This is a genomic window from Moorena sp. SIO3I8 (genome assembly GCF_010692325.1).
Classification (GTDB): Bacteria; Cyanobacteriota; Cyanobacteriia; order Cyanobacteriales; family Coleofasciculaceae; genus Moorena.
In genome coordinates, this window is record NZ_JAAHHW010000012.1 from 1 (window position 1) to 25,158 (window position 25,158).

The 25,158-nt window shown below is 44.1% G+C and carries 24 protein-coding genes, 1 tRNA gene and 2 pseudogenes; 16 read left to right on the forward strand and 11 right to left on the reverse strand.

The window, feature by feature from the left end:
- Positions 1-186 (reverse strand): annotated as a pseudogene (locus F6K51_RS06910) (hypothetical protein); the annotation flags it as partial.
- 175 nt (positions 187-361) lie between these two features.
- Between F6K51_RS06910 and F6K51_RS06915 the strand changes: the two are divergent.
- Positions 362-1,597 (forward strand): endonuclease/exonuclease/phosphatase family protein, encoded by a 1,236-nt coding sequence (locus tag F6K51_RS06915; RefSeq protein ID WP_293019122.1) that lies wholly within the window; start codon positions 362-364, stop codon positions 1,595-1,597.
- Between the two features lie 100 nt (positions 1,598-1,697).
- On the opposite strand, the gene F6K51_RS06920 is transcribed toward F6K51_RS06915, so the two are convergent.
- Positions 1,698-3,062, reverse strand: a complete 1,365-nt coding sequence (locus F6K51_RS06920) for a hypothetical protein (RefSeq protein WP_293019123.1) — start codon at positions 3,060-3,062, stop codon at positions 1,698-1,700.
- 373 nt (positions 3,063-3,435) lie between these two features.
- Here F6K51_RS06920 and F6K51_RS06925 point away from each other — a divergent pair, with 373 nt between their 5' ends.
- From F6K51_RS06925 to F6K51_RS06955, 7 genes are all read left to right on the forward strand, one after another.
- On the forward strand, positions 3,436-3,930 hold the full coding sequence (locus F6K51_RS06925) for an NAD(P)H-quinone oxidoreductase subunit N (RefSeq protein WP_075904547.1): 495 nt from the start codon (positions 3,436-3,438) through the stop codon (positions 3,928-3,930).
- 257 nt (positions 3,931-4,187) lie between these two features.
- A complete protein-coding gene (locus F6K51_RS06930) occupies positions 4,188-4,793 on the forward strand; it encodes a VWA domain-containing protein (RefSeq protein ID WP_071105200.1) in 606 nt (201 codons plus the stop codon).
- 119 nt (positions 4,794-4,912) lie between these two features.
- Positions 4,913-5,365 (forward strand): hypothetical protein, encoded by a 453-nt coding sequence (locus F6K51_RS06935; protein ID WP_293019125.1) that lies wholly within the window; start codon positions 4,913-4,915, stop codon positions 5,363-5,365.
- Between the two features lie 333 nt (positions 5,366-5,698).
- Complete coding sequence (locus F6K51_RS06940; RefSeq protein ID WP_293019126.1) at positions 5,699-6,319, forward strand: VWA domain-containing protein; 621 nt, start codon at positions 5,699-5,701, stop codon at positions 6,317-6,319.
- Between the two features lie 325 nt (positions 6,320-6,644).
- Complete coding sequence (gene ldpA, locus F6K51_RS06945; RefSeq protein WP_293019127.1) at positions 6,645-7,850, forward strand: circadian clock protein LdpA; 1,206 nt, start codon at positions 6,645-6,647, stop codon at positions 7,848-7,850.
- Positions 7,851-8,016: 166 nt separating this feature from the next.
- A complete protein-coding gene (locus F6K51_RS06950) occupies positions 8,017-9,960 on the forward strand; it encodes a R3H domain-containing nucleic acid-binding protein (protein WP_293019128.1) in 1,944 nt (647 codons plus the stop codon).
- Between the two features lie 190 nt (positions 9,961-10,150).
- Positions 10,151-10,222 (forward strand) — tRNA-Gln (locus F6K51_RS06955).
- Positions 10,223-10,345: 123 nt separating this feature from the next.
- Here F6K51_RS06955 and F6K51_RS06960 read toward each other — a convergent pair.
- The gene (locus F6K51_RS06960; protein WP_293019129.1) at positions 10,346-11,230 is read right to left on the reverse strand and encodes a hypothetical protein; all 885 of its coding nucleotides are present in this window, start codon (positions 11,228-11,230) and stop codon (positions 10,346-10,348) included.
- Between the two features lie 219 nt (positions 11,231-11,449).
- Positions 11,450-12,052 carry a DUF1517 domain-containing protein gene (locus F6K51_RS06965; protein WP_293019131.1) on the reverse strand — a complete coding sequence of 201 codons (603 nt, stop codon included), beginning with the start codon at positions 12,050-12,052 and terminating at the stop codon, positions 11,450-11,452.
- 170 nt (positions 12,053-12,222) lie between these two features.
- On the opposite strand from F6K51_RS06965, the gene F6K51_RS06970 reads away from it, so the two are divergent.
- Positions 12,223-12,429, forward strand: a complete 207-nt coding sequence (locus tag F6K51_RS06970; RefSeq protein ID WP_293019133.1) for a hypothetical protein — start codon at positions 12,223-12,225, stop codon at positions 12,427-12,429.
- 205 nt (positions 12,430-12,634) lie between these two features.
- Here the strand turns inward: F6K51_RS06970 and F6K51_RS06975 are convergent, their stop codons facing one another.
- From F6K51_RS06975 to F6K51_RS07000, 6 genes are all read right to left on the reverse strand, one after another.
- On the reverse strand, positions 12,635-12,862 hold the full coding sequence (locus tag F6K51_RS06975) for a hypothetical protein (RefSeq protein WP_293019135.1): 228 nt from the start codon (positions 12,860-12,862) through the stop codon (positions 12,635-12,637).
- 822 nt (positions 12,863-13,684) lie between these two features.
- A complete protein-coding gene (locus F6K51_RS06980; RefSeq protein WP_293019137.1) occupies positions 13,685-14,053 on the reverse strand; it encodes a hypothetical protein in 369 nt (122 codons plus the stop codon).
- A gap of 274 nt (positions 14,054-14,327) precedes the next feature.
- On the reverse strand, positions 14,328-14,978 hold the full coding sequence (locus tag F6K51_RS06985) for a hypothetical protein (protein ID WP_293019139.1): 651 nt from the start codon (positions 14,976-14,978) through the stop codon (positions 14,328-14,330).
- Between the two features lie 319 nt (positions 14,979-15,297).
- On the reverse strand, positions 15,298-15,741 hold the full coding sequence (locus tag F6K51_RS06990; RefSeq protein WP_293019141.1) for a hypothetical protein: 444 nt from the start codon (positions 15,739-15,741) through the stop codon (positions 15,298-15,300).
- 320 nt (positions 15,742-16,061) lie between these two features.
- The gene (locus tag F6K51_RS06995) at positions 16,062-17,000 is read right to left on the reverse strand and encodes a M56 family metallopeptidase (protein WP_293019143.1); all 939 of its coding nucleotides are present in this window, start codon (positions 16,998-17,000) and stop codon (positions 16,062-16,064) included.
- Positions 17,000-17,422 carry a BlaI/MecI/CopY family transcriptional regulator gene (locus F6K51_RS07000; protein WP_293019145.1) on the reverse strand — a complete coding sequence of 141 codons (423 nt, stop codon included), beginning with the start codon at positions 17,420-17,422 and terminating at the stop codon, positions 17,000-17,002. Before F6K51_RS07000 ends, F6K51_RS06995 begins: the two co-directional genes overlap by 1 nt.
- 236 nt (positions 17,423-17,658) lie before the next feature.
- Between F6K51_RS07000 and petJ the strand changes: the two genes are divergently transcribed.
- Positions 17,659-18,135, forward strand: a complete 477-nt coding sequence (petJ, locus tag F6K51_RS07005) for a cytochrome c6 PetJ (RefSeq protein ID WP_364301753.1) — start codon at positions 17,659-17,661, stop codon at positions 18,133-18,135.
- 15 nt (positions 18,136-18,150) lie between these two features.
- Here the strand turns inward: petJ and F6K51_RS07010 are convergent, their stop codons facing one another.
- Complete coding sequence (locus tag F6K51_RS07010) at positions 18,151-18,276, reverse strand: hypothetical protein (protein ID WP_293019147.1); 126 nt, start codon at positions 18,274-18,276, stop codon at positions 18,151-18,153.
- A 41-nt stretch (positions 18,277-18,317) separates the two neighbouring features.
- Between F6K51_RS07010 and F6K51_RS07015 the strand changes: the two genes are divergently transcribed.
- From F6K51_RS07015 to F6K51_RS07040, 6 genes and pseudogenes are all read left to right on the forward strand, one after another.
- On the forward strand, positions 18,318-18,518 hold the full coding sequence (locus tag F6K51_RS07015) for a hypothetical protein (protein WP_293019149.1): 201 nt from the start codon (positions 18,318-18,320) through the stop codon (positions 18,516-18,518).
- A gap of 504 nt (positions 18,519-19,022) precedes the next feature.
- A complete protein-coding gene (locus tag F6K51_RS07020) occupies positions 19,023-19,151 on the forward strand; it encodes a hypothetical protein (RefSeq protein WP_293019151.1) in 129 nt (42 codons plus the stop codon).
- A 361-nt stretch (positions 19,152-19,512) separates the two neighbouring features.
- On the forward strand, positions 19,513-21,297 hold the full coding sequence (locus F6K51_RS07025; protein WP_293019153.1) for a 4Fe-4S binding protein: 1,785 nt from the start codon (positions 19,513-19,515) through the stop codon (positions 21,295-21,297).
- 236 nt (positions 21,298-21,533) lie between these two features.
- Positions 21,534-22,121, forward strand: coding sequence for an IS607 family transposase (locus F6K51_RS07030; protein WP_293019154.1), 588 nt, complete (start codon positions 21,534-21,536; stop codon positions 22,119-22,121).
- A gap of 34 nt (positions 22,122-22,155) precedes the next feature.
- A pseudogene (locus F6K51_RS07035) lies at positions 22,156-22,843 on the forward strand (RNA-guided endonuclease TnpB family protein); the annotation flags it as partial.
- Between the two features lie 107 nt (positions 22,844-22,950).
- Positions 22,951-24,465 (forward strand): 2Fe-2S iron-sulfur cluster-binding protein, encoded by a 1,515-nt coding sequence (locus F6K51_RS07040; protein WP_293019156.1) that lies wholly within the window; start codon positions 22,951-22,953, stop codon positions 24,463-24,465.
- The last annotated feature ends 693 nt before the right edge of the window (positions 24,466-25,158 follow it).

Sequence of the window (25,158 nt, forward strand, 5' to 3'; positions counted from 1 at the left end):
TCCACGTGTGCGCAGGCCCCAGAGAAATAGGGAAGTGAAGAACGGGTAAATATGTGGGAACAGGTAGTATAGAGCTAAGAGAAGGGTGAAGGGTGAAGGTTGAAGGTTGAAGGGAACAGGGAGTAGGGAGTAGGGAGTAGGGAGTAGGGAATAGCGATGCAGCGCGGTCTTGGGGATTTCCCCCATGAGCGACTGCATCAAGACGGGAGTAGGGCTAGTTTGAAGTAAGCTGCTGTGCCTTTAAATTGCCTATTTTCCAATTAGTAAACAATCTAAAAATCCTGCTCCCTGCTCCCTGCTCCCTGTTCCCTATAATCCACAACTTTCGTAACTCACCCTATTTAAAACTGCTATCTACTTTATGACTAACTCGACTTCTAATCCATTAGTTAAGGTATTAAACAACTGGATTTTATCGTTATTCATTATCTTAACTAGTCTTGTCACATTACTCTCCGTAACTAGCTATTTTTTTAGAGATAACATCTACTTAGAATTCACCACTAATTTTAAACATCAATATCTGGTATTAGGGGCATTACCATTAATTTATTTTGCTCTAAATCGCCGCAAACGTTGGTTGATAGTCACGTTATTTTGCTTATTGATTAACTTGACAGAAATCATTCCTTGGTATATACCTAAACTAAGCTTTGGCGCTTCTGGTGAACCCATGCGTCTGTTTCTGTTCAATGTCTCGTTTTCCAATACCCAGTATGCTGATGCTATTGCCTTGGTTAAAGAAGAAAAGCCGACCATTGCCGCTTTTTTAGAAGCAAAAGACCCTTGGCCTAAACAATTAGAAGCTTTAAGAGAGGTTTTACCCTATACTATCAGTATTCCAGAACTTCAGATGGAAGTATACAGTCGTTTACCATTACAAGAATCAGAAATTCTGGAATACGGAAAATATCGTGGTCTGGTCAAATTAGATTTAAAGATTGCTGGTGCAGACGCTTCAGTCATTGTTACTCACTCCTATCCACAATTTTATTTTGGGAAGCCAGGGGATTTTGGCGTTGCTGATTATGGGTATGATTTTGCCCCCCTAGCCCCCCAGCGAGCAATCCCTCGCTGGGGGGAACAAAACTATCAAAGTCCCCCAAAGTTGGGGGATTTAGGGGGCTTGACCAAAACCAAACAATCGCGCATTCATACTTCAATTCAGCAACGCCAGCAAGAGGATTTGGAAAAGCAACGTTGGCAGTGGCGCAATCAAGATTTAGAAAAAGAGATTGGGGATTATATCAGACAAATTCAAAAACCAGTGGTGCTAATTGGTGATTTAAACGTTACAATGTGGTCACCCTACTATAAAAGTCTAATCGAAAGTTCCGGATTGCATGACGCTCGTGCTGGCTTTGGCATTCTACCAACCCTATCACAATTTTCACCAGCCAATCCTTGGTTAGCTATTCCTGTAGACCACTGTTTAGTTAGTCGAGATGTTAAGGTTATCAAGATGAGAACTGGTCCTGATCTTGGTTCGGATCATCTTCCGGTAATTACTGATATAGCGCTACGCGCAAGTCAGAAGTCAGAAGTCAGAAGTCAGAAGTCAGAAGTTAGAAGTCAGAAGTCAGAAGTTAGAAGTTAGATTTTGAATCAAAAACGTAACCATTTGTTGAATCTGACCTCGAAGCCTGTTCCACAAAGCTGACAGCTGACCGCTGACAGCTGACCGCTGAATTTACTAATTAGTGATTTGTATCAAGATTCTGAGTAGACCCCAATTCTAAGCGCCGTTCCCACTCCGTATCAATTTGGTCTTTCCTTTCTAGATCCTGATCCAATAAATCCTTCTCACTGCTATAAACCAAATTGTCTTCCCGAATCACATTTTGAGCGGCAAACTGTTCCGCATAGGCAATCTTGTTCTGTAAAGCCTGATCAGCCTGATTAAGTGCGATCGCATTTTTCTGCCGTTCTCGATTCTGAGCTTCAATCTGTTTCTTTTTCCGCTGAACCCAGAAGTATCGAAGCAACGGTATAGCCAAGAATCCTACGCCATAAGCCAATAACAGAGGGTAAATTAGCTGCACAAAGACTACAAACCCTCCTAGCTGTGCAGCAATCTCACCCCCCTGCAACAGGGAACCCAGGACTAAGGCTAAAACGAAGTTTACACTCCCTAACCCAATCGCCAGCATAATCTGGTTACTGCTTGCCAGAGAAAACTGCCACAACTTGGCACGAAGATAAGCTGGCACAGATTGTTGATTCTGTTTGGCAGCAGTTGTCTGCAACTTAGGGAAGTGATAGACAATATCCCCTGAGGGGCTAACCTCTGGGCGTCCATCGAATCGGATTAGCACTGGTAACATATAGTCTTCTGACTCTCGCTGGTAGCTTTCTCCTAGCTCATCAAGATAGGGAGCAATCTGTTCCGCTGCCACAGCCCCCCCGGAATTGCGAATTACAGTACCAATGGTTTGCCAGCGACGTTCTTCTAAATTACTATTGGGATTGCCATCACCAAACAGAAAGGAGAAAACAGCCTCTAAAAAATTCATTTGCGTTTCTTCCTCCTTAGAACGGGAATTTCGCCGTCTCGAGCGAGCATTACTGTGGGAGTATGATGGGTTGAACCACCAAAACAGATCCGGTCCAATCCATAAACGGGGCAAAAACAGGATTCCGCCGCCACCACCAGAACGACTTCCTCCTCCGCCTCCTCCGTCCGAATCATTGTCACTGCCAGCTTTGAGGCTCAGAACAATAAATGCGATCGCAACAATCATCAACACAATGGAAAGCAGAAGGAAAATCCCGAAGGAAATCCGAATCAGGTAGAATAAAACAGCCCAAACCTTTTCCCACCATGCTTGCAACTGTAGCTTTAAGGACTTGTTGCGGAGAATAGCGCGAAAGTTTTTGGGAAACAGATAAGCAATATCCCCTGACTCGGCCACTTGTAAATGTCCACCTACTTCCGAGGCCAGGACAAGTAAACCTTGCTCGGCTTGATGGATGTTTAAACCCACTTGGGCAGCAACATCCCCAACAGTGACGCGGTAGTCTAGCTGCTCAACAGCTTTCATGATGGTGGGATTGGGAGCCATAATTATGTTTTATAATACTTAGTTGCGCTCAAAGATAATAGCTTTATCAAACAGAAAGGTCGGATATGTCGGACATCACAGGACCGGAAAACATACTATGTATCCATGGGATACGATGAATGCCATGTGCTAGATCTATGTAAATTTGCCTCCTATCTCAAGTATAATTTTTTTCAGTTTGGCCATTCTGATCAGGTTTTTTTATACTGAAATCCTTATTGATTGTTGATAACCGGTCATATTTGTGCTGCTGTTGTGCCAAGCCGCGATATCGTGCTCTGTTTCCAGCACCTTCGAGGGAAGTTGCCAACAGTCCTTTATAATAGGAGGCTGACAGGAGTTCACAAAACTTAAACCAGAAGCAGAGGTAGCAATGGCACTGATCACCACCGGCAAGTCATTCATCCGGGCACTAGAAAAGTCTGGTGCATTGGCAGTTTATGCACCATTAGAAGGTGGGTTTGAAGGTCGTTATCAGCGGCGTTTGCGAGCTGCTGGCTATACCACCGTTTCCATTACTGCCAAAGGACTAGGAGATCCAGCCGCTTATCTAACTGGAATTCACGGTGTTCGCCCTCCTCATCTGGGCAAGAAAAATATGGGTAAATCATCTGCAGTCGGTGATGTTTACTACCTGCCACCCTTGGTCACCTACCAACTGTCAGCCCTATCTCCCAAATCTAAAGGGTTGGTGCTGTGGATTATTGAAGGAATTATTCTATCTAGTCAAGAAGTTGACTATCTAACCACATTGCCCCAGCAAGAACCACGAGTAAAAGTAATCCTAGAGATGGGAGGAGATCGTGCTTTCCGTTGGCAACCCCTCAAAGAGACTTTGCCGGGACTCGTTTCTGTAGCCAATTTATAGTCTCGGTATAGCTCTGTAAGCATTCAGCGGTCAGCGGTCAGCGGTCAGCTTATTTTATTCAAAAGCGTGGCACAGGCTTCTAGCCTGTGACCTAAGGCATAAGCTAAATACTGATAGCTGATAGCTGATAGCTGATAGCTGATAGCTGATAGCTGATAGCTGATAGCTGATATTTATCGATACCCAACCCTGTTACTAGTCAAAAATGATAAGTTTGATACCCTAGAGGTGTAGGATGATAGTGGGTAAGACTAGCAATGCTCGAACAACGTGACTACACCTTAATCATCGATAAAAGTGGCAGCATGTCGATTAGGGATCAACTTGCTGGCAAAAGCCGTTGGCAAATCATGCAGGAGTCTACCCTTGCCTTAGCCAATAAATGTGAAGAATTGGATCCAGATGGCATCACGGTTTATGTATTTGCTGGTCGCTTTAAACGCTACGACAATGTAACCGCAGATAAAGTGCTACAGATATTCCAGGAAAATGAACCATCGGGACGCACGGATTTAGCTGGTGTTTTACTCGATGCCACCAACGACTATTTTAAACGTAAGGCTAGTGGCCAAACCAAAGAAAATGGAGAAACCATCTTAGTCGTCACTGATGGGGAGCCTGATGAACGCAAAGCTGTGATGAAGGTGATCATAGAAGCATCACGGCGTATTGATGTCGATGAAGAACTAGGAATTTCCTTCATCCAAATCGGGAATGATCTCCAGGCAACTAAATTCTTAAAAATATTAGATGATGAGCTGCAAAATGCTGGGGCTAAGTTTGACATCGTAGATACGGTAACTATTGATCAGATGGAGGATATGACTCTCACTGAAGTTTTGATCAATGCTATTATTGACTAAAGCATAGGAGAAGTTAGTGGGATTTATCCCGTCAGGGTTCGAGGCTTGTGACAGTGCTGTAAGTTAACTGTTTAAAAAACATCCCTCAACAGTTAACAATTTAAGAGGAGACCAAAGTCATGGAATCAATGGATGACTTGTTAGCTCAACTCAAAGCTGAATATGAACAAAAAGATGCTGGTGTTCAACCGCAAGAAAAACCTCTGTTTCAGGAAAAACTAGTTGATTTGCCACTAACTGATCCAGCAACTAGTGCATCACCATCCAAAATACCTGATTGGGTATCTACTGCTCAGGATCGGGAGCTGGCTGAGATGAGAACAGAGTTTGATAAAAAAGACCAAGAAGAGGTTCTCAAACAACAGCAGGAACTCGAAGCTGAACAAAAACGAGTTCAGCAGCAAAAGCAAAGAGAACGAGAAGCCCTTAATCAGCAAGCCACTGAGTGGCTAAAAGGCTTAACTCCAAACTCAGCAGAAGGGTTGTGGTTTGAAGAATTTTCTGACTCCTATCCCTCCAAACTAGAGGCAGCAATTGATTATTTGCAAGCCTTGAAAGAAACTCGGTCTTGATTGCCAGACTCGTTAAGTATCATCTGATGGTGAGCAGGTAACACAGCTCCTAAGCAAACTGTCAATATTTTACGATTAATCTCTAAGATTATTATTTTAATTTATAATAGTAAATAGAGACAACAGTCAATCAAATAAATCCACCATTACCTACCCTGATAAGCAAGTCTAAGGTGCTGCCGTTGAAAGATGCTTTTAATAATGGTTTCATAATGTTGGCATAATCAACTTCTGCTAAGGGTCCTAAGGCTAAAACATCCAGATGAGCTGTGGGAGTATTAGCTAAGCTAGATTAAGAAATCGTGGCAGTAAAGGTAAGGAGGAAATTTTTTCGTGGGAGGTTCACTCGTGGAAGACCGTGACTATACGTTAATCATCGACAAAAGCGGCAGTATGTCTAGCCCAGACTCCCAAGATAGGAGCAAAAGTCGATGGCAGATTGCCCAAGAGTCTACCTTAGCAGTGGCCAGAAAATGTGAACAGCTCGATCCAGATGGGATTACGGTTTACCTGTTTTCTAGTCGCTTTAGACGGTACGATAACGTTACCTCAGATAAAGTAGAACAAATTTTCCAAGAAAATGATCCCATGGGTCGCACCGATCTCGCTGGTGTGCTAAAGGATGCCACCGATGACTACTTTAAGCGCAAAGCGGCTGGGCAAACCAAACCCAATGGGGAAACATTCTTGGTGATAACCGATGGTGAGCCCGATGACCGCAAAGCCGTAATGCGAGTGATCATTGAAGCATCTCGGCACATAGACCGGGATGAAGAACTAGGCATTTCACTGATCCAAGTGGGTAATGATGCCATGGCAACTCGGTTTCTCAAAGCACTTGATGATGACCTTGAAGGAGCTGGGGCTCAATTTGACATCGTGGACACAGTCACTCTGGAAGACATGGAGAATATGACCTTAGCCGAGGTCCTGCTTAACGCGATTATTGATTAACCGAATAAGCGCCAAGATTCCCAATGCTTAAACTCCATCCCACGACTAACTATCACGTGGGATGGGTTTTAATAAAAAGAGTTTTGAATTAAAAAGAATTTTGAATTAATTGACACCATTATTTTAGTGAGATCAGCTGTAGAAATTCAACCGCTATATTTGGTGTAAGAATAAAACCAGCTACCCTAAATCTGCATTTTTGGAAAACAATTGAGGGATTTCCCCCCCCGGAAAGGATTGTAAGCGCCTCAAAAAATGCCTTTTTCATTACTCGAATTGTAAAATTAGTCTCCCCATTTTCGCGTTAAAGATTTAGCATATAGGAGTGAATGAACTTTACTATCCCTTACATTCCTTAAGGGAGGGTGATTGGTTCAAGCTCATTTGCGGAGCCAGTTTTCAACACCTCCCTGCTGTTAGAAGCCTAACCTTGGCTTACACCCTCGCCGGTGCCGATTGTATTGATGTGGCAGCTGACCCGGCGGTCATTTCGGCGGCGAAAGATGCCTTACAAGTCGCCAACACCATGGGAAATGAAGCCAAACAGCGAGGGTTTGGATTCTGTGGCAGACCATGGCTGATGGTGAGCTTGAATGATGGGGAAGACCCCCATTTCCGAAAAGCCGAATTTGACTCAGATTTGTGTCCAGGGGACTGCCCCCGTCCCTGTGAAAAGATTTGCCCAGCACAAGCAATTACTTTCCAGAATGGCAGTGAAGCTTACTCTGGTGTGCTCGACCAACGCTGCTATGGCTGTGGTCGTTGTCTGCCAGTTTGCCCCCATCAGCTGATCACTACTCGCTCATACGTATCAGCTCCTTTTGCGATCGCACCCCTGATTCTAAGCAATGGCGTTGATGCTATAGAAATTCACACCAAAGTCGGGAATTTACCAGACTTTAAAAGACTATGGAATGCGATCGCACCCTGGTGCGCTCAACTCAAACTCCTAGCCATTAGCTGCCCAGATGGTAAAGATTTGATTGACTACCTAAAGGAAATCTACCAACTCATCCAGCCTTTACCCTGTCCTCTAATCTGGCAAACCGATGGACGTCCTATGAGTGGGGATATAGGCATGGGTACAACTCATGCTGCTGTCAAACTCGCTCAGAAAGTCATCGCTGCTGGCTTACCAGGATACGTACAGTTAGCTGGTGGTACCAATAACCACACCGTCAGCAAACTAAGAGCAGCTAGGCTTTTGAAGCTAGCCCAAGTTGATAGGTTGCCGGTTGAACGTTCTTACAACAACCTTGACCAAAAGGCCACCCTAGGCGAACAACCAAATAACCTACCCTACGTTGCCGGTGTGGCTTACGGTAGCTACGCCCGAGTTCTACTCTCACCGATTCTAGAAAAGTTAGAACAAGACTATGACCAAAACGTTGATCACCACCAGGGATTCGTTCCTAATCCCTCTTATAGAAACCTTGAAGATGTACCAGATCTGCTCTGGCAGGCTGTGGCAACTGCCCATGCCCTGGTGGCTCAACTCAAATCAGTCAAAAAAATTCCTCAGAGTATTTAATGTTCTTGACTTTAATCGAGGAATACTGTTGGATTAAATTAGCATAAAAACCTTCAATTATTAGGGAGTAAAATTAGACATGACCTAAATCCAAAACCTGACTAACAACCGAAAGTTAAACAGGGCAAAAGTTAACAGCAGAAATCGCTTTATTTGGTCAAAACAAATGGTGAATTTTCCACTAAACAAGCTTTCAGAGCAACAACTGTCATTCAATCAAGAATCACCAGTGGTTTATGAAAATAACTTGGTTGAGGCGATGACCGTTAGTGGTCACTCCTCAGAGGTAAGTGACAATCTTCAACTAGATTTTGCCACTATACCTACCAAGGAACACCAAGAAACAGTGGACAAAACTCAGGGGATTTCAAACTGTGAAAAAATTACAGATGACCTACCAAAATTACTAGACATATTGCCCGCCGAAATTCGGTCATCATTGGAGCAACATCCTGAAAGGGACAGTTTGATCGAAGTGATTATGGATCTCGGTCGCTTCCCAGAAGTGCGCTTTCGTGATCGGGCAGAGTACCTTTCTGATACACCAGTTACTATCGAACAAATCAATCACTGTGTTGAGCGAGTCGGATCCTTTAGCGGTGATAACCGAGCCGGAATTGAGGGTACCTTGCACCGCATTAGTGCGATTCGGAACCGTCCAGGGGAAATTATTGGCTTAACCTGTCGTGTGGGTCGAGCGGTCTTTGGTACCATCGGCATGATTCGTGACTTAGTCGAAACTGGTAAGTCAATTTTGATGCTTGGGCGTCCTGGTGTAGGCAAAACTACTGCTTTACGGGAAATTGCCCGAGTTCTGGCAGACGAATTAGACAAACGGGTCGTGATTATCGACACCTCTAACGAAATTGCTGGAGATGGCGATATTCCCCACCCAGCTATTGGTCGAGCCCGACGGATGCAGGTCGCTAGCCCAGAACATCAGCATCAGGTGATGATTGAGGCGGTGGAAAACCATATGCCAGAAGTGATCGTTATCGATGAAATTGGCACAGAACTGGAAGCTCAGGCCGCTCGTACCATTGCGGAACGGGGGGTGATGCTGGTGGGAACTGCTCACGGCAATCGGATTGAAAACTTGATTAAAAATCCCACTCTTTCGGATTTAGTAGGCGGTATCCAGGCTGTAACCCTAGGGGATGACGAAGCCAGACGGCGAGGCTCCCAGAAAACCGTTTTGGAGCGAAAAGCCCCCCCAACCTTTGAAATCGCTGTAGAAATGCTAGAGCGTAAGCGTTGGGTAGTACATGAAAGTGTTGCGGACACGGTTGATAATTTACTCAGGGGACGTCAACCAAATCCTCCAGTCAGGACAGAAGATGAAAATGGTAAGGTAACCATTACCCGAGAATTACCTAGCGCTCCAGTTACCACTCCCCTAAATGGTCGGAGCAAGGGTCACCTTACCCTAACGACTCCTAGCCAACCAAAAGGTTGGCGTTCATCTGGGCAGATGAATCCCCTATCCCTTCAAGAACCAAAGCCAGCTCGGGAAAATAGCACCTTTGAACAGCTGCTGGCTGAATCTTGGTCACAGCAAGAGCTCTTGGGTCAAGGGATGGAGATGTTAGGACCTAATGGTGAGGATTTGCCACTACAGGTGTATCCTTACGGCATTAGTCGTCATCAAATCGAGCAAGTGATCCAAATCCTCAATTTGCCTGTGGTCTTGACAAAAAACATGGATACTGCTGATGTGGTTTTAGGATTGCGATCGCATGTCAAAAACCACTCCAAGCTCAAGTCCATTGCTAAATCTCGTCAGATCCCGATTCACGCTATCAAAGCTAGCTCCATCCCCCAGATTACTCGGGCATTAAGGCGTCTGTTGCACATGGATGACCCCACAATTCCCGATGCTGCTGATTTGGAGTTATTTGCCCAAAGCGTTAGCGAGGATGAAATCGAGGCTCTAGAAGAAGCCCGTTTAGCAGTTGAGCAAATTGTGATTCCCAAAGGCCAACCTGTAGAATTGTTGCCCAGATCGCCTAAAGTGCGGAAAATGCAACACGAGTTAGTTGAACACTATCGCCTCAAGTCTTCTAGCTTTGGCGATGAACCCAACCGACGTTTACGGATTTATCCGGCGTGAATATAGGTTGAAAAGGAAGAGGGGGGAAAAAACATGCGGAGGTCAGACAATCAATCTCTCTTTCTCTTCCTTCCGGTGACCATTCCTCCATTACTCCATTACCCTTTCGCCCAAACAAAGAAAAAATAATCAAAAAAAATACTTGACATATTCCCAGTCAAATCTGTTATCATCAAAGAAGTGGAATGAATGGGGTGTAGCCAAGCGGTAAGGCAGCGGGTTTTGGTCCCGCCATTCCTAGGTTCGAATCCTAGCACCCCAGTTACAGTATTTAGGTTATGGTAGTAAATCAAAAACTAACCTGATAATGCAGCAAAATAAGAAGCTTCTAAAGACTTTAGAAGCTTCTTAATGTATTTTAAGGGTATTTTAAGGGGCCTTAAAACTAGCGGCGGCGTCTGAAGGAACGACTACCACCACGACTACTACCAAAGCCAGAAGGCGATCGCTTCGTGCTGCCAAAACCACTGCTTCTTGGTTTGGCTTTCTTAGTACTAGATGGACTAGAGGTGCGTAACTGACTTGAGCCGAAACCACTTCCTGTGGAGCGATTAGCGTTGGGTGAGGCTTTACGAGTAGTGGCTTGATTAGCTGCAGGAGATTTTCTTAAGCTACCAGTCGTGCGGAAAGAGCGAGTATTTTTAACCACGGGTGGCGGTGCTTTGTACCGTGTTTCATATCGCTTCACTGCTTGACTATAGCTGTTACCATACCCACCATAACCATTCAGAACCCCTCCCGGTTGATAAACCGGTGGAACATAGTATTGAGGTCGAAATAGCATACTACCTATAGCTTGACCAGCCAAAGCACCAGCAAAAGGAGCCCAGAAACTGGATTGCTGACGCACGATTACTGTTTCTTGTTGACCAGTTTGAGGATTAGATCTAGTCTCAGTGACATTGTGGACATATTCAATCCGGAAGTCTTCAGTTAGGTACATCACCGGCTGATTGTCATCAATACTCAGATACGTATTTTCCCCAGCAGCAACCTGCTCATCAGTCAGACGTGCCATCTGCAAATCCCTGCTCCGAAAAACTGGCGGACTACCCGCAGGAGTATTGAGTACCATTAGGGTATATACCCCATTAACATCATCGTAGGTTGCCTGTTGTACGGGATATTTCCCATCACTCAACCGAGTTGGAGTAAAGGATGTACTCCCACCCCGATTCAGCGACACTTGGCTTGAGTTAGGAGAACCACACCCTACTGTGGTCCAACATAAGGTTAGAGATAGAACAAAAATCGCAACTGTACGTAACATATAGTTAAAAAAGTTTTCTTAAATCACTATCGTTCTGTTAAATCACTATTGTCTAATCGCGCTTGTCTAATCGCGCTTGGCTATGGGCTAGTTAATTTGTCAAACAAAAATTTGGGGAAGATTTTTCGTTCGTCTTGCCCATCACCCCATCACCCCATCACTGTTTCTACTGATAGTGATAACTATAACACTATCTATATTTATTTAATTTACTTATGATTAGAGGGGAACCAGTTCCGGGAAATTGAGTAAAATTTGCTCATCAGTCAGTTCGTCACCCAACTGTGCTGGAGAGAAGTGAACCTGGATAGCTTGCAAACTTTCCTGATAGTGGAGATTAATCAATGCCTTTAGACCTGCTTCGAGGTACTCAACACTAGCTAGGTTAGTTTCTAGTTCAGGAACTTCCCCTTCGTAGGCTACTGTGATCATAACAATTACGTTTTGGGTCACAGGTATGGATAAAGGTTCATTGTCAGGTAAGGGTGTAGTGAAATCTGGTTCAGACAGGTAGCGCCCAGCTGAGTCAGTAAACAGTTCATTAACGTAGTCCCCAGCTTCTCCTTCCTTCCAAAAGACATCTCCTTCATTCGCTGCCGATTGCCAGTAGATCTGCAGCTGTAGCAGGTTTTGACAAATTGCTACCAGTTCTTCCCCTAACACCTTCAAATCCCCGTCTGATTCAACGGCCTCCCGTGCCGCACGATTGAGTACCCCCAACAAGGGTGTTACTTCTGAACCAGCTAAGTGTACAAACAAACGAAAAACTACAAATCTAGTTTTGCCACCAAATTTATTTAAGCGATCGCGCCAAGAACTCATCCTTCTGTCGGCTAACTTACGCCGTTAATTAATCTCAATTATCCTATCTATCCTACTCTAGCGCATTGCTCACTACCCATACTGGATCACCGAACACCCGCATTGGTAAGGCAGAGCAAGGGGAGTTATATCAAGTCTGCTATTAAGGGGAGGGTGGGAGGTGTGGGGAGATGGGGAGATGGGGAGATGGGGAGAAACGGGAGAAACGGGAGATTTTTATTAAGGGTAATTATCCTGACAAGATATTAGGTAGGGAAAACCAAGTCAACTGTGTCCGTTTGATCAGAAAAAAAAACAGGAGCAATCGCTTCTGCACCAGTCAACCGCAGCTGACTGAGCAATCACTCCTGAACACACCCCGTTTTTGGAATCTGTAGCGGTTTATACCAATTATCTAACAAAACGACAAGAGGTTTGAGCCATCTGTATCGAACTGGCTTGACTTGAAGGGGATCTCACCATCTTTGTGACGGTTGAGGGTTGACTGTCAACTGTTAACCGTTAACCGTTAAACGTCAGCAATCAACCAGTTGCTTAGTGCCTTGCCAGTTAACTAGGTTAACCTAGTTAACTGGCATCAACTCATCCTACTTTTCTTCTGAACTCAATTAAGTTTGACCTGTGTTTTGTTACTGACAGTGGTTTTGTTTCTGACAGTGCTGTAATATTAATATCGTGATCTTTGGTAAAATCTGGTTTACACAAAGTCATAATACGCTGTTGCCACCATTGCTTTTCTGTAATCTGTTGCTCAAAAAAGTCGGGCATAAACTCATAGGAACTAATCAGGCGACGACCGAGGTATAACACTAGTTGCTCTGCCTTATAATCTTCTGCGTGATAAGTTGACCAATCGTCGATTAGGTTTAAATCCCATACCCCAATCCACTCTTGGTTTTTGAAGGGGTCAATTAGGCTAATACCGATACGATGAGAGACGTTACTAATCGGTAAATTAACAATTTATCTTTTGGTGTTACCTGGTTTTCTTTGGCGATTGCTTCTCTGGAAATATCTATCTAAATCCGCTAGGTTATCTAGAGTAATTAGTAAGTATTGTCTTTGGAGCAGCTCACAGTTAAATCGCCATGTGCTGACAGCTCCCGGTGTGTTTCTTTCCAGAAGCAACAACTTACAGCCTTTTCCTGGCAGCTGTCGCATCACTAGAGGCGTATAGTACTGTTCTATTTTTCTTCCTATAATCCCTTGGATCCATTGTTTAGTGATGTGTAGCCATTGCTTTCTAGAGTCAAGTTTACTATAATAATCTAGGACAGTTATACAATTAATTTTAGAAGTAGTAGTAGATTTAACACCCTTTTTAAAGGTGTTGGCAACCCTGAATAAATGCTATTGACTAATTGCAAACTAGTCAGCAGCGTCTTCTAGTTGAGATAGATAGTTGAGATAGATAGTTGAGATAGATAGCTGAGATAGATAGCTGAGATAGATAATAGATAGCTGAGATAGATAGCTGAGATAGATAGCTGAGATATACAGCTGAGATAGATAATAGATAGCTGAGATAGTCTTCCTTATGAAATTGGAACTCAACCGGTGACTAACTAGACAACTAACTAAACCATAAGTCTTGACTAATCAGTACGTTAAGTGATGGTACTAGACATGATATTACTCCTCTTCATCCATAGAGGAATTTACTAGCAGTTGAATTATTCCTTTGCCTTTTGAGAAGATTGTAGATTTATTAATTTCAATACCTAGCCCCAAGCCAATCAAGGTTAACCCACTCACTAAGAGACTAGAAGGAGGCGACTTGGTCGCAAAAGAAATATTTTCCTCACCATTTACCCGTTCATAGGAGGCTTCCAGTGACTGGAATCCCAAAATCATCGCCACAATCAGAGCAAAAATATACCCTCCCCTTACTATCGCCTGTTTGTCATTATGATTTCGAGTTGGATAATTCACCAAACTACTCGTGCTTGCTTCACAGTTCTGATTGCCAGAAGGCACCGAATTAATTGATTGGTTGTGCATAGTTATTTGTTGGCAAACAGTTTTAGGGAAATAAATCGCTGTTGGCTACCTAGCTCAAGTAGACCTAAAGATTCAGCGATGAGTTATTGAATGAGTGTACTTAATTGACCGGTCAAGTAAGTCAGGTAACACGTTATCGTTGGCGTAGGGTGACCATTCGCGTAGCGTGGCCATTAGGCCAAGGTCAATCCTTAAGCGGCAAGCCGCTTACCTAGGTAACAGGATCAAAGATTTTGAGTCTTGGTGGTGAGTGATGGCTGATGGAAAATGGAAACTAACTTGCTAAGGGTTCTGATATTAGTTCCCAAGCATTGACATTGCTGACACCAATGCGCACTGGTACGTTCAGATAATCCTCTACCAGGTAATAATCTGTCTCATAGCGGCCTAATGTGCCATCGGGACGCCTGAGGGTGTACTGGAATTTGGGAATGTAACGCTCCCGAGTCAATCGATCAATTAGTTCGTTATAGTCATCCCGACTATCACGCCACAAGTAGCGATAATTAAAGCCAGTCCACTGATGGGGTTGGAGAATACCCCGCTCCGGTGCAAGTAGGTCATTGGTATGTAAGCAAACATCATTCCACATTGACGTAATTACTACAATTAGACCTTCTTCACGCTTTTCTTTGATAAAATCATTAACACGAAGGTAGTTGGCTCCTAGCAAATAGGTTCCGCTTTGGGGTATTGGTCCGGTCATAGTTGTCTGGCTCCTGAGTATGGAGGTGGGAATTTGGTAAGGTCGCTCGCATCCGGGCCAAGATACAATAGCCCGTTGAAGCCTGAGTTTTTGAGCAGATACAGCCAGCTCACTAGCATGTCGCCTTAGAGCATAAGCCGCTAAGCGTGATGGAGCTTCAATATTGAAACTCTCGGTGGTAACTGATAGATGGCACCCTGAGAAAAAGAAATTGTCCATTGTTGAAGACTGAAACCTAAAATGACACGCTGAGTAGTGAGTGTTGCTCTTAAGCAAGTTAAACCGGACCAACGGAGACTATGGCTAACTACTATGGCTAACTACTATGGCTAACTACTATGGCTAACTACTATGGCTAACTATGGTTGTTGATCTATCGTTGTTGATTTATGGTTGTTGATCTAAGTAACCGACGGCTTCCATAGTACAGTAACTGGCAGGATTGATTTTAGCCAAAAATCGATTCAAAAACCGATAATTTCTCTAACAAATCCCCTCTGATAGCAATCACCATTGGCAGCTGTTAGTCCGATCACGGTTATTGAATCCTTGGCGACTCGCTGTTGCTCGACAATTTTGGAACACCGTAAAAACAGCGATCGCGAATCTCGACTAACTCATCGGTTGTCCAAGGTTCACCATTGTTCTTGCATAGCACTACACCCAAACCAATCAGATCATCATCTGTGGGTCGGTTTCCTTCCATGATGGCTTGCAGGTTTTCAACGCTAACTTCACTTAATCGTGATAGTTCTTCCAAGTTCCAGCCATGAATCAGATCAGCAATGGTAGGAGTTTGTGCTGGAACTGCTGATAGTTGGCTGCTGTCTAGGTAGTTAAAAAATTTAGTCAGCGCATCTTCTAGTCCTTCACTGTAGTCAAGTTCGTGTTCGACACAGTAGTTGCGGAAGCGCTTTAGTAGATGTTTGGGAATATGTCCTCGCAGTAATGCATACCGGGGATCTGTCTTTTTGTGAACCAATGTCCTTGTCCTCTAGCTCCAGAGAGAGCAACATCTGATTGTCCTCTTATAAGTTTGGCACATTTTGTCACGATATACTTCTATTGGTATATCGTGATATCATGACAAATGGCTAATACACAGGTTAATACACTTAGGTAGTTACTACACTTAGGGGGTTTATTTAAGTGTTTTACTATAGTGTTTTGTGTGTTCTTTCCTTTTGTCGCGATATATTTATATGATTACATCACTATGTCGCGACGTCAATACCCAAAAAAATATTTTTTTCCCCTTTACCTGTGGCCTAATGCCTGTGGTAATGCCTGTTGCCCTTAAGTCTATTGATGAAACGGTACAACCAATAGGGGTAACAATACGTATAGCAACCAACTCCAATTCCAGGAGTAATTCCAGGAGTTAGTAGCAGTGGCAGACTCTGGCTCTGTCAAGAGTGCATCGATTCTCTCTTGGAAGCGACTGGGAGGCACAGGTCTACTAAAGGGAGCACAGAAATTTTCCTTAGTGATCATCGGACTACTAACCATAGTCAACAGTGATTCTGCCAACAATAGGGCATCGACCTGTTTAGCGGCCCAATGGTCAGCACGGATTTCTCGTAGACTCAATAGTTCTTGCCACAATGACTCTGTATTTGGTAACCAAGCGGTGATTCGATGAATCCAGCCTAGCCAGAAAAACCAGAAGGTATCTCGGTAATGGTGGTGAGCTTGCTCATGGGTAATAACAGCCTCTAGATGTTCGGATGAGAGAGTTTCTAAGAGTCCCTGACTGACCACAAGTTCCGGTTGCCAAAAGCCAATCTGAGCAATAAAGGGTATGGGAGTGTCTAAAAGACGAGCCAATTGACCCTGACTAGCTAGGGATTCAGGGGTTGGAGTTAAGCCAGGACAGTTTTCAACCCTTTCCCATTGCCCATTTTGCCATTTCCCATTTATTAAGCAAATTTGGGGTAAGGAACGAAATTGTTGCAAAGACTGCCAACCAAGCCTTGCTAACTTTAGCCACAACACTACTGCCCAACCCAGAAATCCTAGCGCTAGACAGTAGCTGAGCCAGTCGGTACGTAACCCGATCATTTGTCCCTTTGGCCCCATGGATAGGACAGCTAAAGCAGTGGTTAGGAGGAGTAGGGGTGGAGCCAGAAATTGCACTAGTACCTGTTGCCAGCGCCTGGGCCAACTCCCTGGGAGTTGGTAGCTTGTGTGCCTGTGCCAGCAAGCCAGCCCTAATGCTGCTATAATCATGACCACATGCATTATTTTTCCTCCTTCCGCCTTTGACGTGCTGCTTGCAGTCGTTGTGCGATCGCAGAAATTTGTTCCACACTCGCTGCATCTAAGCTATCGGCAAAGGCAGCAACTACATCTGGATTGCCTACAGCTAAAAAGCGATTGAGCTGGTCATGGGCTGCGAGTACCTGGGCTTCTTGGCGAGACACTAAGGGTCTCCATAAAAAGGTACGCTGTCGTTTATCACAACTCAGCCAACCTTTCTGGGTCAAGCGGCGTAGCACTGTGGTCACTGAAGCATACGCTAATTCCCGATCGGGGTCAGCCAAAATCTGTTCATGGACATCTTTAACAGTAGCGCAACCTAATACCCAGATGATCTCCAAGATTTCTCGTTCCAATGGACCTAGGGAGAGTTGTTTAGGGCGATGATGGGGCAGAGGACTCATAGATTAGTGGTTAATTTTAGGTTAATTTTCAGGTAATTTTGGTGCTAAAACTGATTAATAGTGTATGAAGTGAAGAGCCGCCAGGCTATCCCGATTCATATTTAGTCTGTCTGCTTCCTTTATTTATAGTCTTGCTTAGGTTTGACAGCAGTTCTTCTAAGGTTTACAGTCATTCTAGGGAATAATTATAGGCCACTCTGTAGCCTGCTGTTTGTTTGATCAGAAGGAGAATACCCTTGAAGAAGCTGCTATCAATCCTGTTGACTGCTACGGTATGGTTTACATTTGCTCTATTTCGTCCAGCCCTCGCTGGTGATGCCGTTCAGGGAGCTCAGGTTTTTAGTCAAAATTGTGCTGCTTGTCATATCGGTGGCAATAACGTGATTATGGCCAATAAAACCTTGAAGAAACCTGTCCTAAAACGATATAAGATGTATGACCTGGAAAAAATTAAAACCCAGGTAACTAATGGCAAAAACGCTATGCCCTCCTTCAATAAGAAGCTGACTGAGCAGGAGATTGAAAATGTGGCTATCTATGTTTTATCGCAGGCTGACAATGACTGGCAGTTGGGTAAAGACATTCCTATTCAAAAATCCCCGAAGTCCAAATCTCCAGAATTAGGTGTAGAGGCTTCTGAGAAGCCAGTTAATCAGGACAAGACCGATACCCTTAAACCCAAAAAGCGCTCATTCTGGCGCTCATTCTTTTGATTCCCCTAATGTAATCTAAGTTACTATAGCAGTTCTCAATTGCGTCAGGGACTTTCGTCTTAGGTTAATGGGAGTAGGCAGTAGGGAGTAGCGATGCAACAAGGTAGCGCCTTGATGAGGGGGTTTACCCCATGATCGCACTGGCTCCCCTCATGAATGCCCTGCATAGCTGAGTTATAGATGTGAAGTACCCCAACCTGCTTGACCTTTGGTCACGCTACGCGAACGCTGAGGTTGGGGCTTCCAATTCTCAGGTCAACTCAGGGACGGTTTTATTCGTCTTTCGGGCTTCCCGCTTCATCCGCCGATGCCTCAAACAGCAAGCTGCAATACGGTCTTACTCAGCGTCCACAGGCAGATATCCGCCTTCCGCAGACATATAGTTTACTCGACAGACTCACCTTGGAATTACGACTCTGTGGTCAACCAGCCGGGGCAAGTCTCTTCCCTGAGCTCTGCTAGTACTTTGTACACCTAATGGTCTAAAAACTGATAGGATTTTAAACCATTTGCAAGGTAGCCTTTTAGTCAGTCAGGCGGGTCAGCGACCATCTTTATTCTAACATGAATCGTGATGATTTGTCATTACAAGTTGTCGTCTCGCTATCCATCCCCACCCTGGAAGAGGGTGGGGATGGATAGCGAGTTTTGTTAAAACTTTGAGATGCACCCAATCACCATTGGGTTTCTGGATCTATTTTAAAATGCTATTCTTTTCAAGAAATACTTCAAAAAACACTTCAAAATGGCTTGAAGAGATCAAAACTTAGTATTCCTAGATACTAAGTTAGAAATAATTTGTATGAAAAGCTACAATCAATTGGGATAACTAACACTTTTCGTTAATTACTCGCGATTCGCATTTCCGGGGCTACTAAAACCGGGGATTGGCGATTTTTGCACTTCAGGAGTATGAAGATGCGATCGCTATCTTATCACCAAGCCAAAGCCTATTCACAACAGGTAAAACCCTAACTTCCGCAACCACATCAGGTAGAGCTAAGAGTAGGTTTTAACAATTCCAAGCAATTCTGCAATCCTATTGATGACAGCAAGTCGAGCTATGTCTAGCTAAATGTTGTATTATAACCATCAGATTAGAACTATCTGGGTGGTTTTTGTAAAGTTATGTTAACAACTCGGAAACTGCGGCATAAAAGGTGTGGACTCAACCAGATAAGTAACTGGTGACTCAAAATCAATGGTGCTAGTTAGGTTACCAACAAACCCAAGCTCAAGAGGGTTTACCTAACTCTTGCTGGTGTTATAGAGCAGATTATGCCCAAAGACTAATGCTCATCCTCAGGATTGGTTTCAGTGCTAGCTGTTACGAAGTACCCAAACGGGTACTGCCAATGCCTGAACTTGTTTCCCACAATGGATCAAAAGGGGGTTAAAGCTATGCTGTCAAAGGTACCAGAACAAAGTTGGCACCGAGTGCGTTTGGTGCTAGTGATTAGTTGGCTAATATTAATTTTATCGTTGTTTTATGACCCGATTTCACATAATTTAACTGATCCTGATAATCTATTAAGCCTATTTCGGGATCCCACGCTCACTCAAGACCCATGTGTTCAAGTCCAGGGAGTGTGCCTGGATGAAAAACCCTATGCCCTGGGAGCGCGATTGTTCTGGGGCATGATTGTGCCTAGCGCCATCATGATTGTTTTGGTGTTCGGTCATGAGACTTGGCGACGCATTTGCCCACTTTACTTTCTGTCCCAAATTCCCAGAGCTTTGGGGTTACAGCCACAGGGGGATATCAGCAAAAATCCGTGGCTGGTTCGTAACCATTTATATGTGCAGTTTGCCATTTTCTTTATCGGGTTGAACTGCCGGATTCTATTTGTTAACTCTGACCGCTTGGTTCTGGGTTTGTTTCTGAGCCTGACTATCTTATCCGCCATGATGATGGTATTCCTCTATGGTGGCAGAAGTTGGTGTCATTATGTCTGTCCATTTGGCATGGTTCAGATGGTATTTACTGGACCACGGGGATTGCTTGGCACTGAAGCTCACAACGCACCGCCAAAAACCATTACCCAGTCCATGTGCCGCACCGTAGACAAGACCACAGGTCAAGAAAAAAGTTCCTGTATCAGTTGTAAGTCCCCTTGTATGGATATCGATTCCGAAAAAGCCTACTGGCAACAACTGACTAAGCCTGGTCGGAAATTAGTCCAATACGGTTATTTAGGCCTGGTGATTGGTTATTTCCTCTACTACTGGTTGTATGCAGGAAACTTCGATTATTACCTGTCTGGGGCTTGGACCCATGAAGAGAATCAGTTAGGTGCGCTTTTCAAGCCAGGGTTTTACATCATGAATCACGCAATTGCGATTCCTAAACTGGTGGCAACTCCTCTTACCTTCGTTGTCTTCGTGGCGCTCAGTTGTATAATTTGTACCAAGCTAGAGAAACTATACAAAGCTGCTCTGTGGCGAAAAAACCAATCTATCACTCAGGAGCAAGTATTGCACCGAGTCTTTTCGATTTGTACCTTTATTGCCTTTAACTTCTTCTTCATCTACGGGGGTCGTCCCGAAATTAATCGGTTCCCTGTCCTAGTGCAATTCCTGTTTCAGAGTGTAGTAATTCTGGTGAGCAGCTTATGGCTTTATCAAACTTGGGGTCGTAGTTTTCACCAATATACCCAGGAGAGTTTGGCAGACAAGTTGCGCCGTCAACTGAAGAAGCTACCCCTGGACTTCTCGGAATTTCTCGAAGGTCGTTCCGTGGATGATCTCAAACCTGAGGAATTACACATCCTGGCTAAAACCCTACCGGGTGCTAACCAACAATACCGTTTGGGGGTATACAAAGGGGTGCTAAGAGAAGCGATCCAAGCTGGACATGTGAATTCCTCTAGTAGTCTCGAGGTTCTCCAGCAGATCCGGGATGAACTGGGTATAAACGATCAGCAACATTATCAGGTTTTAGAAGAACTTGGTAAGGAGCAAGAAAACTTACCAATCTTGTATCCCCACTATGGACCGGACCCTTATAAAGTACTGAGCACCATCAAAGAGCGCCAGAAGACTAGTACTTCTAACCAACGCACGATACTTAGGGAATCCCGCAAGCAGAATCGTTCTGATAAGCGCACCAAGCTGCTAAAAGACCGCAAAGATAACAACAATCAACTAGGTGATCAGGACTAGTCCTTGGTTTTCCCAAATAGTACATTCAACAGGGTGAGACGAGGATGAAATACCGGAAAAAAGAGAGCATTTTTCATAAAAAGAAAAAAAAAGGCTGATAACTATATGGCCACTGGTAAAACACTTATAAAACACTTACTTACTTGTGGCTCAGGCCGAGGGTAAGGGTTAGTAGCCAGTGAATAAAAGGGTCACATAGTCTACCAAAATATCAAATTAATTGTTAGACTATATCTATGACACTAATACCACTTCGTAAGGCGGTCGAACTTACGGGACTCTCTAGGAACACTCTTCGGAAGTATGCAGACAATGGCACGATTAAATGCGAGCGAACCCCAAGTGGTTACCGGCTCTTTGATACAGAAAGCCTGCTCAGCCTCGGAAAAAGGGAATCAAGGCAGCCAGCAACTATCTGCTACTGTCGAGTCAGTAGCAGCAAGCAAAAAGACGACCTCGTCAGGCAAGTCGCCTATCTGCACTCCCTCTTTCCGGAAGCGGAAATCATTAAAGACATCGGCTCAGGGCTCAACTACAAAAGGAAGGGGCTTCGAGCCATACTGGAACGAATCGTGCGAGGAGATCAGCTCACAATTGTTGTTGCCTGTCGAGACAGACTTACCCGGTTTGGGTTTGAAATCATTGAGTACTTGGTCGGTCTCAACGGTGGAAAAATCCTGGTTCTCGACAACCCTGAAAGCTGTCCAGAATCAGAACTTACCGCAGATCTTCTCTCCATCATTCACGTCTTCTCTTGCCGCGTCCACGGACTCCGAAAATACGGGAAGAAAATCCAAGAAGATTCGAGTGTTCCTAAGCCCTGAACAACGATTGGCCGTAGGCCACGCTACGCGAACAATGGTTCGTCAATGGTTTGGAGTGTCCCGTTATGTATTTAACAAGACCGTCAAAATCCTTGAAGATGGAGAAACTAAAGCTAACTGGAAAGCTATTAAAACTGCGATATTAAATGACTTACCCGAGTGGTGCAAGACAGTGCCTGATCAAATCAAATCTATAGCGATTAAGGATGCTTGCACCGCTGTCAGGGAAGCCAAAAAGAAATACAACTTGACTGGACAAATTAATCGGGTCAGGTTCAGATATCGCCAGCATCCTGTTCAGTCTTGTTATATCCCAAAATCGGCTGTTTCAAACAAAGGAATCTATCACACCAAACTAGGGTAATTGACTTTTACTGAAGCTCTTCCCGACAAGATATGCGATTGTAGGTTGACTAGCACCAATGGGGATTACTATTTGGTAGTCCCCTATAAGACAACAAAAAACCAAACCGAAAACCAAGGTAGAGTAGTTGCCTTAGATCCTGGTGTTAGAACTTTCCTGACTTTTTTTAGTGAGAATTCTGTAGGCAAAATCGGAGAAGGTGAATTTTCTCGAATTCAGCGGCTGTGTCAGCACCATTATAATCTGATATCTAATAATCAGTAAAGCTAAGGGAAGACAGAAACGCCCCATGATAAAAGCGGCTAGAAGAATGGTTATCAGAATTCAGAATCTGGTAAATGAACTACATCACAAAGCGGTACTACCGATGAAGACAAGTTGAGATGAATTGTGAACTCAAAATAGAGAATCCCTTCATAAATTTCAGCAATTGAAGCAATTGACCCATTAGTTCGGTAATCTGGAGTGACACAAAACATGCTGACGACTACAATCATCAACTACCAAACCAACGAGTTACAGGAAAAAACCCTGAAACCGGAAACTGCAATTCAAGGTGAGTATCTGATTGGCCGCCATCCAAGTTGTGACCTAGTCTTGGATAGTCCTGTCGTAAGTCGTGTACACGGCAGAATCATATGCCTTGGGGGACAGTGTTTCTTTACTGACCTCGGTAGCACAGATGGCTCTCGGATCAATAATGAGGAGGTAGATGTTAACCAAAACTGGCTCCTGAAGGAAGATGACATCATCCGCATCGGTGAATTTGTTTTGTTGGTCAAAGACCTACAGCTCTATGGCTCTAACCAGGAACCAAACCTAGTTGTAGATGGTAATAGCACTGGCATAAAGCAGTGGACTAAGGGTGAGATTACTGTCCGCTGTGTACAGGTCATTGATGAGACCGATGATGTGAAAACATTCCGCTTCGTGGCCGAACCACCAATACTGTTCAGCTACAAGCCAGGTCAGTTTGTCACTCTGGATTTGGAGATTGATGGCAAAGCAGTAAAGCGTTCCTACTCCATCTCTTCGGCCCCCTCACGTCCTCATACCTTGGAAATTACTGTCAAGAGAGTTCCAGCACCACCAGACGCTCCTGATCGGCCAGCGGGTTTGGTGTCTAACTGGTTGCACGACAACATTAAAGTCGGATCCGAGGTGAGATTAAATGGTCCAATGGGGAAATTTACCTGTGCTGACCATAGGGCTGATAAACTGCTGTTGATCTCAGCAGGTAGTGGCATTACCCCGATGATGTCCATGTCCAAATGGCTTTGTGATACCGGTGCTGATGTCGATGTTGTATTTGTCCACAGTGCTCGTAGCCCACAAGACATCATCTTCCGTCAGAAATTAGAGTTGATGGCGGCTTGGCACCCTAATTTTAAGCTGGCGATTACCACGACTCGCCCAGAACTCGATCAAGGTTGGTCGGGTTATACCGGAAGACTCAATCAAGCCATGCTGCAACAGATGGCTCCAGATTTTCGCGATCGCATTGTTTATGTCTGTGGTCCGAATCCCTTTATGGCAGGGGTGAAAGGGATGCTAGCCGGTCTAGACTTCCCGATGGAAAACTACCATGAAGAGAGCTTTGGCGGCAAAAAGCCCTCAAAACAGAATAAACAGAAAGCAGCAGCAACAAATCCTGAACCAGTCAAAGGGGAAGATCGTCCTAGACTACACCTAGTAGAATCACCATCAACCTCTAATGAACCCACTGTGGTTTTTGCTGAGTCTGGAAAAGAGGTTACCTGTGATGCGGAGGATGTCATCCTAGATGTGGCTGAACAAGAAGGGGTGCCATTACCAAGCGGTTGCCGCATGGGAGCCTGTGGTGCTTGTAAGCGAAAGCTTATAGAAGGGAAGGTAGAGTATGATGAACAGCCTGACGCTCTGGAAGACGAGGAACGGCAGCAAGGGATGATTTTGACTTGTGTGGCTCGTCCTGTAGGACGAGTAGTGGTTAGCGCCTAAACATGTCTTGTCAAGGGTTCAATGATCAATGTAGCTTGTTACTGATTAAGCTTAATAAAGCTAAAAGAGAAAAGGGAAAAGGTTTCATAACAGTTCAGATTTCGCCAAATACCTTTTCCCTAGCTGAAATTATCCCAAAATTGATCCTGTTGGCTAAATATAAGTTAACATCCAAAACACTGATTCTGCCGTTGATTACGTTACACAACTATAAAATAGTTTGCGACCATGATACCGAATATCAAGGCTTTAATCCTGTTAAGAAATGCTTCGCCAGCCGGATCAAAATGGGGGAGTTATTAATATAGCTAATATATAAAGATTGTAAAAGTTCTGTAAATTAAACCTAAGAATTTGTGAAGACTACTGGGAGTCATCAGTAGCTCTGATTATGACCAGGTATTTTTCTTGTGAAAATACTAGACTAATTTGTGAAGATCATGACCATGAGGTTGCCCAAATCTAATCAATCAGAAAAACGTGATTAATAATTGCTACCAACTTAAGGCTGTAAACCTTATCTATCAATGGTTATAGCATCTGGGTAATTGAGCTAATCATGGTCGGCATTCTGCCCCCGTTTACCATATTTTAGCTTTTTTTGATAATCATAATTATTTTAAGTTAACTAACTTGTGAAAATACGGATATCTTTTGTGAAACTTTTTTAAAGTTATCAATAATTTTACGGAT